Raw genomic sequence first — 13207 nt, forward strand, 5'->3', positions numbered from 1 at the left:
ACGCCGCCCCGCCCCGGCGAATACCTGACTGAATTCACGAGATCGAATTTGCGAACGGCAGATCTCTTGTTACGGTTCTAGAAGCCCGGTCGCTGGTGCATCCCCCGTCGCCAGCGATCGGGCCTTCTCTTTGTCCGGGCCGGCCGCATCCGCCGCCGGACGATCAACTCCCTTGCGCGGCGGGCGCGTTGCTTCCCGACCGCAACAACAGAGGAGTCGAGTCCCCCTCGCCCGCACCGGCGAACTCCGCCACCGCGCTGTACTCCGAAACCGGTTCTCTCGTGCGTTCCCGCGGAGTTTCACAGGCGCCCGGCTCGTCCGCCGCGGAAACCGCGCAATGCATCTGCACGGTGCGCCCTCCGGGGGCCATCAAAGTGAGCACCGCGGACAGCTCCTGGCCCGAGGCGTTGCGGTAGTACGTACGCGCCCAGGTCTGCGTGCCCTGCCGCAGGACGCAGGTCTGCGCCTCGATGCCGTCGGGGGAGGTGAGTTCGGGTCCGCAGGACGAGGTGCGGGGCGGCGGCGGGGCGGGGGCCCGGGACGGCGCCGCGGAGGATCCCGCCGGAGGGGCCGCGGCGGGGCTCGGGGGCTCCGGGGCCGGTGCGCCCACCACGGACAGCAGTCCGCCGCGCTCGCTCCCGCCCTCGCCGGCGAACGCGGCCAGCGGTACGAGCACCGCGCACACGACCGCGGCTCCGAGCCCGATCACCCGCAGATTCATGGCCCCACCTGTGCCGTCGCGACGCTGCCGCCCCGACGATAGCGACGCCCGGCGCGCCCCCGGGCCTCCGTGCGCCCGATTCCCGTACAACTGGGCCCCGCTCACACCCGTACGGGTGACGCGAGGCCCCCGGCGACTCCCGGTTCCGTACGCCGCCGCCCCGGCCGGCTCAGTACGCCAGCCGGCTCCCGCCGCCCGGGGCGCTCGCGCTCGCCTCGACGAGGGCGTCCACGACCGCCTCCACGTCCGGCAGCCACGGCCGCGCCGAGCCCTCCAGCGGCGCGCGCTCCCAGCGCACCTGCCCGGCCCCGCCCACCGAGGGCGGCAGCACGAGGTACCCGCCCTCGCCGTGGAACCGCAGCGAGCTCGGCACCGAGTCCTTCGCGTACAGCAGCTCGCCCAGCTGCTCCATCCCGTACGGCGCGACCAGCAGCGCCAGCCGCGTCGGCGTGGCCACCACGGGCCCGAGCCGCATGCCCCAGCCGTCGAGCACGCGCAGCGCCCGCGCGCCGGCGACCGCCGGCAGGCTCACCGCGCAGGGCGCGCGGCCGCCGGTGGCGAGGACCACCGGGGCGTCGGGGCGCTCGGTCCACCACCAGCGCACCATGCGCTCGTCGGTGGTGGCCGCCAGCAGCCCGGGGTCGAGGGGGTGCGCGCCGGGGACGACGCACTCGGGGTCGGGGCAGGCGCAGCCGCGCCCGCGGTCACCGCGGCTGCCGGCCGCCGCGAGTCCCACTCCGGGAACCACCGGCCATTGCCATGCGACAGCGCAGGTCAGCGCTGTCCGAAGCTGCCCGGTCCTTTCCGTGCGCCGGAACCGGAGCCTGCGTCGCCTTCCGAGGATCTCGCGCATGAGCGCTCGTTCCTTTCCGTTGAACGCCGAGGTCCACATCACACCACGTGTGGATCTGTTCACTGTGCGTATCAGCGCTTCGCCGCCCCTGGAAACCGGGGCCGAGTCGGGCTCGTCGTTCATCTGACGCGTGGCGAGGCGGCGCATGCTCTGCGCCCGCTGTCGCCTGCGGCGGTAAGGGCCATCACCGTGTACGTACCCGACACGGCATCGACTCAACGCTCTTTCAAACGACGTCAGTCGACCGCAAAAGGTGCGCACCGGGGGTAATTTTCGGCCAAGTTCGCCCCCAGTTCAACACCTCGGTCCGACTCACGGACACCACAAGTCCCGCAGGGACAATGCTGGACATCCCTCCTCGGGTGCGTGTACATGTGGATGCATTGCTGGCGGCGCAGATTGACATGGGGGTTTGCGATGCTCAGGCACGAAACACACCCGTCGGAAAGCCGACGACCATGACAGCCCCCCGCCCGCCGAAAGTGGCCGGAATCGACTCCACCGTCCCCAGTCCGGCGCACACTGCGGGCGCTCACCCCGAGCTCGTGGCCCCCGCCCCGCCCGGCGCCCTGATCCAGGACCGGCTGGCCGGCTGGGTCTCCGACCTCAGCACCCTCCACGAACTCATCGAACGCCTGGCCAGGACCGCCACGCTCGACGACGCCCTCGCCGAGCTGCTGCGCGCCGGCTCCGCCCTGGTCGGCGCCCGCCGGGGCATGGCCGTCCTCGAACCCGCCGACGGACTCGGCCCCGTCACCACCGTCGGCCTCGGCCTCGCCCACGCCGACCTCGGCACCATCGAGACCGTGCCCCGCAGCGCCACCTCGTACGGGCGCATCCTCGACGGACTGCCGGACCCCGGCGCCCACCCCGATCTGCTCGCCGAGGCGGGGCTCGACCCGCGCCAGCGCGAGGTCGCCGCCCGGCTCGGCTACGCCGCCAGCTACGCCCTGCCGCTCGCCGAAGAGAGCCAGGAGGGCGGTGAGAGGGGTTCCGAACGGCTCGGCGCGGTCGTCTGGCTGTACGACGAGCCCGCCGAACCCGGCGAACGCCAGCGCCGCCTCATCGGCCACTACGTCACCTACGCCTCCTCCCACCTCGCCCGCCTCGTCGCACTGCGCCGGGCCCGCACCGAGCTCGCCACCGTCGCCGAGGAACTGCTGCCCAGCCGGCTCCCCCGCGTCCCCGGCGTCCAGCTGGCCGCCCGGCGCCGCACGGACCCGCGCGGCGGCGGCGACTGGTACGACGCGCTGCCGCTGCCCGAGGGCGCGCTCGGCCTGGCCGTCGGCTCGGTCTCCGGCGGCGGCCCCAGCGCCCTGGCCGCCATGGGCCGGCTGCGCGCCTCCCTTCGGGCGTACGCGGTCATGGAGGGCGAGGACCCGGTCGCCGTCCTGTCCGACCTGGAGCTGCTGCTCCGGCTCACCGAACCGGCCCGCACGGCGACCGCGCTGTTCGCGTACGCCGAGCCGGGGCTGCGCCGGCTCGTCCTGGCCGGGGCCGGGCACACCCCGCCGCTGGTCGTCGGGGAGCACCGCACCGAGTACCTGGAGACCTCGCTGTCCGCGCCGCTCGGGATGCTCTCCTGCTGGGAGGCGCCGAGCGTCGAGTTCACTCCCGAGCCTGGAGAAACGGTGCTGCTGTACACCGACGGGCTGCTCCGCCGGACCGGCGACCCCATGGACCGGGCGTTCGCGCGGCTGCACGCCGCCGCGGCGAGCGTGCCGAAGGCCGACCGCGCGGACCCCGGCGCCGTCGCCGACCACGTGCTGCGGACGATGCTTCCGGAGGAGCTGGACCGGGGGGCCGACGGCGAGGACGTGGTGCTGCTCGCGGCCCGCTTCGAGTGAGTGCCGCGGCCGCTCCGGGGGCGCCTTCCGGCCGGACGGGACGGGTGACCGGTCGGTGACCGGTCGGTAACAGGTCCAACGGCCCTGGGCCCCCTTCCGTACGACCGTACGATGGGGATGGTCCAGTGTCGTACCAAAGGAGGCGGACCCCGTGGCCGATGAGCTCACCCCGGAGACCCCGGACGAGGCCGAAGAGCCGATCAAGCAGCGCAAGAACGGTCTGTACCAGGGCGTGTCCGACGAGCTGGCCGAGAACATGAAGTCCGGCTGGGCCGACACGGAGCTGCACGGCCTGGAGCCGATCCCGCAGGCCGCGCACACCGCCGCCCGCCGCGCCGCGCTCTCCGCGCGCTTCCCGGGCGAGCGCCTGGTGATCCCCGCGGGCAACCTGAAGACCCGGTCGAACGACACCGAGTACAGCTTCCGCGCCTCGACCGAGTACGCCTACCTCACCGGCGACCAGACGCACGACGGCGTCCTCGTCCTGGAGCCCACGGCCGACGGCCACGAGGCGACGATCTACCTGCTGCCCCGCTCGAACCGCGAGAACGGCGAGTTCTGGCTCGACGGGATGGGCGAGCTGTGGGTCGGCCGCCGCCACTCCCTCGCCGAGGCCGAGCAGCTCCTCGGGATCCCGGCGAAGGACGTCCGCGAGCTGCCGGAGGCCCTCAAGGAGGCCACCGGCCCGGTCCGCAACGTGCGCGGCCACGACGCCGGCATCGAGGCGGCCCTGACCGACAAGGTCACCGCCGAGCGCGACGAGGAACTGCGGGTCTACCTCTCCGAGGCCCGGCTGATCAAGGACGAGTTCGAGATCGCCGAGCTGCAGAAGGCCTGCGACTCCACCGCCCGCGGCTTCGAGGACGTCGTCAAGGTCCTCGACCGGGCCGAGGCGACCAGCGAGCGCTACATCGAGGGCACGTTCTTCCTGCGCGCCCGCGTCGAGGGCAACGACGTCGGCTACGGCTCCATCTGCGCCGCCGGCCCGCACGCCTGCACCCTGCACTGGGTCCGCAACGACGGCGCGGTCCGCTCCGGCGACCTGCTGCTGCTCGACGCCGGCGTGGAGACCACCGAGCTCTACACCGCCGACGTCACCCGCACCCTGCCGATCAACGGCCGGTACTCGGAGATCCAGCGCAAGATCTACGACGCCGTCTACGAGGCGCAGGAGGCCGGCATCGCCGCGGTGAAGCCGGGCGCCGCCTACCGCGACTTCCACGACGCCGCACAGCGCGTGCTCGCCGAGAAGCTCGTCGAGTGGGGCCTCGTCGAGGGTCCGGTCGACCGCGTCCTGGAGCTCGGTCTGCAGCGCCGCTGGACCCTGCACGGCACTGGCCACATGCTCGGCATGGACGTCCACGACTGCGCCGCGGCGCGCGTCGAGGCGTACGTCGACGCGACGCTGGAGCCGGGCATGTGCCTGACCGTCGAGCCGGGCCTGTACTTCCAGGCCGACGACCTGACGGTGCCGGAGGAGTACCGAGGCATCGGCGTGCGGATCGAGGACGACATCCTCGTGACGGAGGACTGCAACCGGAACCTGTCCGCCTCGCTGCCGCGTCAGGCGGACGAGGTCGAGGCGTGGATGGCCCGGCTGAAGGGCTGATCTGCCGTTACTGTCCCGCCGGAGCCCCTGCCGATCTTCTCGGCGGGGGCTTCGTCGTCGGCGAGGCTTGGTCGTCGGCGAGGGCTTGGTCGTCGGCGAGGGCTTGGTCGTCGGCCGGGGTCAGGTGAGGGCGAGGGGGGCGTCCGGGCGCCATTTGACGATCTTGTCGAAGCTGACGAGCGCCCCGCCCCGGCCCGTACGGCCGAAGTGGACGTGGTCGGCCAGCTCCTCGATCAGCCGGAGCCCCCTACCGTGCTCGGCGTCGGCCGGCGCGGGCGCGGGCGCGTCCTCGGAGAACCCCGGGCCGGAGTCGGCCACTTCGATGCGGCAGGTCTCGCCGTCGAGGTACGCGGTGACCCGGTACGCCTCCGACGCCCGGCCGCGCCCCTCGGCGCCGCCGTGCTCCACGGCGTTGGCGCAGGCCTCGGTGAGCGCGACCGACAGTTCGTAGGAGATGTCGGGGTCGACGCCCGCCGTCTCCATCGTGCCGAGCAGGAGCCTCCTGGCCAGCGGCACGCTGGCAGCCTCGCGCCGGAGATGGAGAGACCACCAGATGCTCATGCTCCACCCTCCAGCCGCGGCTCGACGTACCCCTACGTATTGCCCCTCGCCACGCTTCGTAAGCCCGGGGGGAACGTGAGAGCGCTCATACGGCGGATACCGACGCGCCCGGACACCGGTGTATGCCGGGGTGTTCGCGAGGCGTTCCCGGGGCGTCGGCCGGGAGGGTGGGGCCGCAAAGCGTGATCTTCCGGACCTGCCGCGTGAACCGGGAGAGGGGGGTGGGATGATGAGCCCCGCCATGTCTGCCTCCACGCCGGCCGCACACGCCGGAGCCGCCCCGCGGCTCATGAGGGCCGCGGTGTTCACCGCGGTCTGCGTCGTGCTGTCCGCGCTGGGCCATGTGCTCGCCGCGTGCGCGGGCATCGCGCTGTGGACCGTGGCCGCCGGCTTCCTCGGCGTCTTCGCGCTGATCCTGCCGTTCGCCGGCCGGGAGCGGTCGCTGCCCGCGGTCGCCGGCGCGCTGGCGGCCGGACAGCTCGGGCTGCACGCCCTGTTCGGGATCGGGCAGCTGCTGCAGCAGCGGCTGGTGGCCGGGCCGGAGGCCGACGCGGCGCTGATCCGCATGGCCGCCCGGCTCGTCTGCGGAGCGGGCGCGGGCGCGGCCCTCACCCCCGCCGACGCCGCCCGCATCGTCACGGCGGCCGGACTCGACCCGGCGCGCGTGGCGGCCGAGGCGGCCGGAACGAGCCATCTCCACACCGGACTCGGCACCCCGGGCACGGGCTCCTTCTCCGGCTCCGGTGTTCTCTCGGGTGGTTTCCCCGGCGGCCTCGCGAGTGCCGAACTCGTGCCGTCGCTGCCCATGCTGCTCGGCCACCTGCTGGCCGCGCTGGCCACCGGCTGGCTGCTGCGCCACGGCGACCTCGCGCTCGGGCGGCTGGCCCGGCTCTCCGCCGAGGGCGCGACCGGGCTCGCCGAGGCCGCGCTCGTCCGCCGGCTGCGGGGCGCGCTGACCCTCGTACGGTCCCTCCTCGCCGGCCTGCCCGGGCTGCCGGCCTCCGGGCCGCGACGCCCCTCGCGCACCGCCGACGACTCCTCGCCGCCGACCACGGCCGAGGCACTCCAGCACACCGTGATCCGGCGCGGCCCGCCCGCCGGCGTGTGCGTCCTCGCGGCCTGACGCGGTCCACCCGACAGAGGGGGGCCGCGCCTGCCCCCTGTCCGCGCGCCGCCCGCGTGCGCGCGGCGGGCCTCCGTTCCCCCTGTCGAACCGTGGAGTGTCACGCCATGAAGGCTTCCTCGTACCTCTCCCGCGCCGCCGTCGCCGGCGGTCTCGTCCTCACCTCCTCCGTGCTGCTCTCCGGCACGGCCTTCGCGCACATCGGCGTACAGCCGCAGGGCGAGGCCGCCAAGGGCGGCTACGCCACCGTCAACGTCAAGGTCCCGAACGAGCGGGACAACGCGTCCACGGTGAAGGTCGAGGTCAACTTCCCCGCCGAGCACCCGCTGGCCTCCGTGATGCCGCAGCCGGTCCCCGGCTGGAAGGCCGAGGTCACCCGGACCAAGCTCGCCAAGCCGCTGGACCTGCACGGCAAGAAGATCACCGAGGCCGTGTCCAAGGTCACCTGGACCGCCGACGACTCCAAGATCGGCCCCGGCCAGTTCCAGCAGTTCCCGCTCTCGCTCGGCCGGCTGCCCGAGAACACCGACCGGCTCGTGATCAAGGCCCTGCAGACCTACGACAACAACGAGGTCGTGCGCTGGATCGAGGAGCCCAAGGAGGGCGCCGCCGAGCCGCAGAACCCCGCGCCGGTCCTGAAGCTGAGCGCCGCCACGGCGGACCACCACGGCGGCGCCGCCGCGAGCGACGGCAAGGCCGCCGGCCACGGCGAGACCGCCGAGAAGGCGGGCGCCGCCGCCCACGCCGAGACCGCCGACTCCACGGACAACACCGCCCGTGTGCTCGGCGTCGTCGGCATCCTCGTCGGCGCCGCCGGCGTCGCGTTCGGCGTGCTGTCCCGCCGCCGCCCGGCCGCCTGACGACCGGACCTCCGCCGAGCCATCCGAAAGAGAACCCGTCACATGAACCAGCACCACCGCGCCACGGCCCGGCCTGCCCGCCGCCGCGGCACCGCCCTGGCCGCCGCCGCCCTCACCGCCGCGGCCGCGCTCACCCTCACCGCCTGCGGCGGCGGGGACGAGCACCACGCCCAGAGCAGCGTCGCCGAGGTCTCCGGCACCGCCGACAGCGCCAAGGCGGCCACCGTCCTCGACCGGCCGTTCGCCAAGCCCGACCTCGTCCTCACCGACACCAAGGGCAAGCCGTACGACCTGAAGGCCATGACCAAGGGCAAGCCGACGCTCATCTACTTCGGCTACACCCACTGCCCGGACGTCTGCCCCCTGACGATGAGCAACATCGCCATCGCCAAGAAGAAACTCCCCCAGGCCGACCAGGACAAGCTCCAGGTCGTCTTCGTCACCACCGACCCCGAGCGGGACACCTCCGCCGAGCTCGCCAAGTGGCTGCCCGCCGCCGGCGACCCCTCCTTCACCGGTCTCACCGGCGACTTCGCCACGATCCAGGCCGGCGCCCGGCAGCTGGGCATCGGCATCGACCCGCCGAAGAAGGAGAAGGACGGCTCCGTCGTCTCCATGCACGGAGCGCAGGTCATCGCCTTCTCGCCGAAGACCGACCAGGGCTACGTCCTGTACGGCGAGGACACCACGGCCGACCAGTACGCCGCCGACCTGCCGAAGCTCATCAAGGGGGAGAACCCGTGACCCGCCGCACCACCGCCCTGTCCGCCGTCGCCCTCGTCGCCGCGCTCGCCCTGAGCGGCTGCTCCTCGTCCGGCGGGGAGGCGAAGTCCTCGGGCGAGCCGAAGCTCGAGGTCAGCGGCGCCTTCATGCCGCAGCCGGTGATGGACATGGCCGGCGGCTTCCTGACCGTCAAGAACACCGGCGGGGCCGCCGACAAGCTCACCTCCGTCACGAGCCCGCTCTCCGACGACGTCCAGATCCACGAGACGAAGAACCAGAAGATGCGGCAGGTGGAGTCCTTCGACATCCCTGCCAACGGAGAGCTGCGTCTCGAACGGGGCGGCAGCCACATCATGTTCATGAAAATCAAGCAGAAGCCGAAGCAGGGCGACAAGGTGAGCATCCAGCTCCACTTCGAGAAGTCCGAGCCGATCACCGTCGAGCTTCCCGTCGAGGCGCCCAACCACAACCCGCAGAAGCACTGAGCTTGACTGAGGGGTTCACACCATGACGACCACCGCCCCGCGCCTAGGAGCCGTCCTCGCCCGGCTGCTCCTCGTCGCCGCCGCCCTCCTCGGCGCGCTGCTCGCCGGCGCCGCGCCGGCGAACGCGCACGCCGCGCTGACCGGCAGCGACCCCCAGGACGGGGCGGTGGTCGCCACCGCCCCCAAGGAGGTCAACCTCACCTTCTCCGAACAGGTCGCCATGGGCGACGACGCCATCCGCGTCCTCGACCCCTCCGGCAAGCGGATCGACACCGGCGAGATCCGCGACCTGTGCAGCGGCGCCCTCGTCCGGTACGGCGTCGGACTGCGTTCCGGCCTGCCCGACGGCACGTACACCGTCGCCTGGCAGACCGTCTCCGCCGACAGCCACCCCATCTCCGGCGCGTTCACCTTCTCCATCGGCGCCCCTTCCCGGACATCCGTCTCCCTTCCCGAACGCGAGGCCGGCGGCGGCCCCGTCGGCGTCCTCTACGGCGTCGCCCGCTACCTCGCGTACGCCGGCTTCGTCGTCCTCGCCGGCGGCGCGGCCTTCGTCCTGGCCTGCTGGCCGCGCGGCGCGAGCGTCCGGCCCGTCCAACGGCTCGTGGTCCGCGGCTGGCTGACTCTGACCGCGGCCACGCTGGCGATGCTGCTGCTGCGCCACCCGTACACCGGCTCCGGCGCACTCGCCGACGCCTTCGACCTCGGCGGTCTCAAGGCCGTCCTGGAGACCAAGACCGGCGCCGCCCTCGTCTCCCGGCTCATGCTGCTGGGCGCGGCCGCCCTCTTCGTCGCCGTGCTGTTCGGCGCGTACACCAAGCGCACCGACGAGAAGGAGCGCAAGGACCTCACCTTCGGACTGGCCCTCGGCGGCACCGTCGTCGCCGCCGGCATCGCGGGCACCTGGGCCCTCTCCGAACACGCCTCCACCGGTCTCCAGCCGGGCATCGCCATGCCCGTCGACATCCTGCACCTCCTCGCCGTCGCCGCCTGGCTCGGCGGACTCACCACCCTGCTCGTCGCCCTCTACCGCTCGCCCGACATCGAGCCCACCTCCGTCCAGCGCTTCTCCCGCGTCGCGTTCGGCTCCGTCGTCGTCCTCGCCGCCACCGGGCTCTACCAGTCCTGGCGCCAGGTCGGCTCCTGGTCCGGCCTCACCGACACCTCCTACGGCCGGCTCCTGCTGCTCAAGACCGGCCTGGTCGCCGTCCTCGTCGCCGTCGCCTGGCTCTCCCGCACCTGGACCACCCGCCTCACACCCCCGAACGAGGGGGAGACAGGGGACCTGGAGCCGACGGAGAAGCCTGAGCGCGACGAGTTCTCCGAGCACTCCGAGGACCCGGCAGCCGACGCCGTGGCCGAGCCCACCGACGCCGAGTCCGAGTCCGATCCCGCCGACTCCGACCCTGACCCCACCCCCGACGCCGTCGGCGCCCCCAACGCCCCCGACGCCCCCGCCGCCGTCGATCCCGAGCGCGCCGCGCAGCTCGCCCGGCAGCGGGCGGCCGTGGCCACCGCCACCAAGAAGCGGCTCCGGGACGCCGACCCCGTGCGCAGCGGGCTGCGCCGCTCCGTCCTCGCCGAAGCCGGCGTCGCCGTCGTGCTCCTGGCCGTCACCACCGTGCTCACCTCGACCGAGCCCGCCCGCACCGAGCAGGAGGCCGGCCGCAGCCAGGCCGCCTCGGGCTCCACCGCCGTGCCCGACCGGCCGCTCGACGTCCGGCTGCCGTTCGACACCGGCGGCCCCGAGGGCAAGGGCACCGTCCGTCTCACCCTCGACCCCGGCCGCTCCGGGGCCAACGCCCTCCATCTCTATGTCGACCGCCCCAACGGACGGCCGCTCGACGTCCCCGAGATCAAGGTCGCCTTCACCCTGACGGACAAGGAGATCGGCCCCCTGCCCGTCACCCCCGACCGGATCCAGACCGGGCACTGGAGCGCGAACGGCGTCCAGCTCCCGATGCCCGGCGAGTGGCTGATGCAGGTGACGGTCCGCACCTCCGACATCGACCAGACGACCATCGACAAGACCGTGAAGATCGGCTGACCCGTGACTGCACAACCCGGCCCCGTGTCCGAGGCCCCCAACTCCCAGGCCCCCAGCGACAAGCCCGAGCTCTCCCGCCGCCGGCTCCTCGGCACCGCCGGCGCCGCCGGGGCGGCCGGTCTCGCCCTCGGCGCGGCCGGCGGCACCGGCGTGTACGCGGCCGTCGCCGGCCAGGACTCCGGCTCCTCACCCGCGCTCTCCACGGTCGGCTCGACCGAGATCGCGTTTCACGGGAAACATCAGGCGGGCATCACCACTCCTCTCCAGTCCCGCGGTCATCTGATCGCCTTCGACCTCGCTCCCGGCGCGGGCCGCAAGGAGGCCGCGGCCCTGCTGCGCCGCTGGTCCGCGACCGCCGCCGAGCTGATGGCGGGCCGCGCCCCCGCCGCCGACACCGGTGTGGCTCTCGACGCCGGGCCCTCCTCCCTGACCGTCACCTTCGGCTTCGGCCGCACCTTCTTCGACCGCACGGGCCTGACCGCCCGCCGGCCGGTGGAACTCGACCCGCTCCCCTCCTTCTCGTCCGACGCCCTGGACGCCAAGCGCTCCGAGGGCGATCTGTGGGTGCAGATCGGCGCGAACGACGCCCTCGTCGCCTTCCACGCCCTGCGCGCGCTCCAGAAGGACGCCGGCTCGGCCGCCCGGGTCCGCTGGCAGATGAACGGCTTCAACCGCTCCCCCGGCGCCACCGGCCGGCCCATGACGGCGCGCAATCTCATGGGCCAGGTCGACGGCACCAACAACCCCAGGCCCGAGCAGCCCGACTTCGACCGGCGGATCTTCGTGCCCGCCGGCGGCGCCCAGCCCTGGATGGCCGGCGGCTCGTACGCGGTCGTCCGCCGGATCCGGATGCTGCTCGACGACTGGGAGCAGCTTCCTGTGAAGAAGCAGGAGCAGGTCATCGGCCGCCGCAAGGCGGACGGCGCCCCGCTCACCGGCGGCACCGAGACGACCCCGCTGGATCTGGACAAGTTCGGTCCCGACGGCAAGCTGGTCATCCCCGACAACGCCCACGCCCGGATCTCCGCCCCCGAACAGAACGGCGGGGCGGCGATGCTGCGGCGTCCGTTCTCCTTCCACGACGGGATAGCCGCGGACGGCACGCCCGACGCGGGGCTCCTCTTCATCTGCTGGCAGGCCGATCCGCTGCGGGGTTTCGTCCCGGTCCAGCGCAAGCTCGACCGGGGGGACGCGCTGTCTCCTTTCATCCGTCACGAGTCGAGTGGTCTGTTCGCGGTCCCCGGCGGCCCGGACCGGGGCGAGTACGTGGGCCAGCGGCTTCTGGAGGCGTAGCGCCCGTGCCGCCGTCGCGGCCTCGGGCCCACTAGGGTGACCGGTATGTCAGCCACCCGGTACACGTATCTCGGTCCCGAAGGCACCTTCACGGAGGCCGCGCTGCGGACGCTGCCCGAGGCGGCGACCCGGGAGCTGGTCCCGATGGTCTCCGTGCCCGCCGCGCTGGACGCCGTGCGCAACGGGGAGGCCGCCGCCGCTCTCGTACCGATCGAGAACTCGGTGGAGGGCGGGGTGACCGCGACCCTCGACGAGCTGGCCTCCGGCCGGCCGCTGATGATCTACCGCGAGGTCGTGCTGCCGATCGCCTTCGCCCTGCTCGTCCGCCCGGGGACCAAGCTCTCCGAGGTCAAGACCGTGACCGGGCACCCGGTGGCGCAGCCGCAGGTCCGCAAGTGGCTGCGGGCGAACCTGCCGGACGCCGTGTGGGAGTCGGCGGCGTCCAACGCGGACGGGGCGCGGCTGGTCCAGGAGGGCCGGTTCGACGCCGCCTTCGCGGGGGAGTTCGCGGCGGCGACGTACGGCCTGGAGGCCCTGGTCACCGAGATCCACGACGCGGAGAACGCCGAGACCCGGTTCGTCCTGGTGGGCCGGCCCGCCCGGCCGGCGGCTCCGACGGGTGCGGACAAGACCTCGGTGGTGCTCTGGCTGGGCGACGACCACCCGGGCGCGCTGCTCGAACTCCTTCAGGAGTTCGCGGTGCGGGGCGTGAACCTGATGCTGATCCAGTCCCGCCCGACGGGCGCGGGCATCGGCAACTACTGCTTCGCGGTGGACGCCGAAGGGCATATCGCGGACCGGCGCGTCGGCGAGGCGCTCATGGGTCTGAAGCGGATCTGCCCGAAGGTGCGCTTCCTCGGCTCGTATCCCCGCGCGGGGGTGTCGGTGGGGGATGTGCGGCCGCTGCGGACCGGGACGTCCGACGAGGACTTCATGGCTGCCTCCGACTGGTTGGCTCGGGCCCAGGACGGGCGGGCCTGACGCTCGCTGCGCCGACCTGCCTTGATCGTGCCCCGCCGGGCGCGGTGGCGCCTCCGTTCGTCCACAGGTCCGGACCACTAGTCCTACCTGCATATTTTTCCACC

Annotated in this window: 13 protein-coding genes; 10 read left to right on the forward strand and 3 right to left on the reverse strand. The window is 73.4% G+C overall.

Annotation, left to right across the window (positions count from 1 at the left end):
• Positions 1–163: 163 nt before the first annotated feature.
• Together ACNJ93_RS15425 and ACNJ93_RS15430 are read right to left on the reverse strand one after the other, a co-directional pair.
• Positions 164–721: a hypothetical protein gene (locus tag ACNJ93_RS15425; RefSeq protein ID WP_418957984.1), complete on the reverse strand. Its 558-nt coding sequence runs from the start codon at positions 719–721 to the stop codon at positions 164–166.
• Between the two features lie 169 nt (positions 722–890).
• Positions 891–1574: a bifunctional DNA primase/polymerase gene (locus tag ACNJ93_RS15430; RefSeq protein ID WP_418957985.1), complete on the reverse strand. Its 684-nt coding sequence runs from the start codon at positions 1572–1574 to the stop codon at positions 891–893.
• On the opposite strand from ACNJ93_RS15430, the gene ACNJ93_RS15435 reads away from it, so the two are divergent.
• From ACNJ93_RS15435 to ACNJ93_RS15445, 3 genes are all read left to right on the forward strand, one after another.
• A complete protein-coding gene (locus ACNJ93_RS15435) occupies positions 1573–1701 on the forward strand; it encodes a hypothetical protein (RefSeq protein ID WP_418957986.1) in 129 nt (42 codons plus the stop codon). The two genes, ACNJ93_RS15430 and ACNJ93_RS15435, sit on opposite strands and share 2 nt — an antisense overlap.
• Positions 1702–1915: 214 nt before the next feature.
• Entirely contained in the window at positions 1916–3421 is a 1506-nt protein-coding gene (locus ACNJ93_RS15440) for a PP2C family protein-serine/threonine phosphatase (protein WP_418957987.1), read from the forward strand.
• A 151-nt stretch (positions 3422–3572) separates the two neighbouring features.
• Positions 3573–5030 carry an aminopeptidase P family protein gene (locus ACNJ93_RS15445; protein ID WP_418957988.1) on the forward strand — a complete coding sequence of 486 codons (1458 nt, stop codon included), beginning with the start codon at positions 3573–3575 and terminating at the stop codon, positions 5028–5030.
• Positions 5031–5150: 120 nt separating this feature from the next.
• On the opposite strand, the gene ACNJ93_RS15450 is transcribed toward ACNJ93_RS15445, so the two are convergent.
• Positions 5151–5591 (reverse strand): ATP-binding protein, encoded by a 441-nt coding sequence (locus ACNJ93_RS15450; protein WP_418957989.1) that lies wholly within the window; start codon positions 5589–5591, stop codon positions 5151–5153.
• A gap of 241 nt (positions 5592–5832) precedes the next feature.
• On the opposite strand from ACNJ93_RS15450, the gene ACNJ93_RS15455 reads away from it, so the two are divergent.
• The 7 genes from ACNJ93_RS15455 (at position 5833) to pheA (ending at position 13103) form a co-directional block, all read left to right on the forward strand.
• Entirely contained in the window at positions 5833–6714 is an 882-nt protein-coding gene (locus ACNJ93_RS15455) for a hypothetical protein (protein WP_418957990.1), read from the forward strand.
• Between the two features lie 107 nt (positions 6715–6821).
• Positions 6822–7574 carry a YcnI family protein gene (locus tag ACNJ93_RS15460; protein WP_418957991.1) on the forward strand — a complete coding sequence of 251 codons (753 nt, stop codon included), beginning with the start codon at positions 6822–6824 and terminating at the stop codon, positions 7572–7574.
• A gap of 42 nt (positions 7575–7616) precedes the next feature.
• Complete coding sequence (locus tag ACNJ93_RS15465; protein WP_418957992.1) at positions 7617–8318, forward strand: SCO family protein; 702 nt, start codon at positions 7617–7619, stop codon at positions 8316–8318.
• Entirely contained in the window at positions 8315–8782 is a 468-nt protein-coding gene (locus tag ACNJ93_RS15470; protein WP_418957993.1) for a copper chaperone PCu(A)C, read from the forward strand. The genes ACNJ93_RS15465 and ACNJ93_RS15470 overlap by 4 nt, the downstream gene beginning before the upstream one ends.
• A 22-nt stretch (positions 8783–8804) precedes the next feature.
• On the forward strand, positions 8805–10829 hold the full coding sequence (locus ACNJ93_RS15475; protein WP_418957994.1) for a copper resistance CopC/CopD family protein: 2025 nt from the start codon (positions 8805–8807) through the stop codon (positions 10827–10829).
• 24 nt (positions 10830–10853) lie between these two features.
• Positions 10854–12122, forward strand: coding sequence for an iron uptake transporter deferrochelatase/peroxidase subunit (gene efeB / locus ACNJ93_RS15480; protein ID WP_418961415.1), 1269 nt, complete (start codon positions 10854–10856; stop codon positions 12120–12122).
• A gap of 45 nt (positions 12123–12167) precedes the next feature.
• A complete protein-coding gene (gene pheA, locus ACNJ93_RS15485; RefSeq protein ID WP_418957995.1) occupies positions 12168–13103 on the forward strand; it encodes a prephenate dehydratase in 936 nt (311 codons plus the stop codon).
• The last annotated feature ends 104 nt before the right edge of the window (positions 13104–13207 follow it).

The sequence above is a fragment of the Streptomyces tritici genome (genome assembly GCF_048500665.1).
In the GTDB taxonomy this organism is placed as follows: Bacteria; Actinomycetota; Actinomycetes; order Streptomycetales; family Streptomycetaceae; genus Streptomyces; species Streptomyces tritici.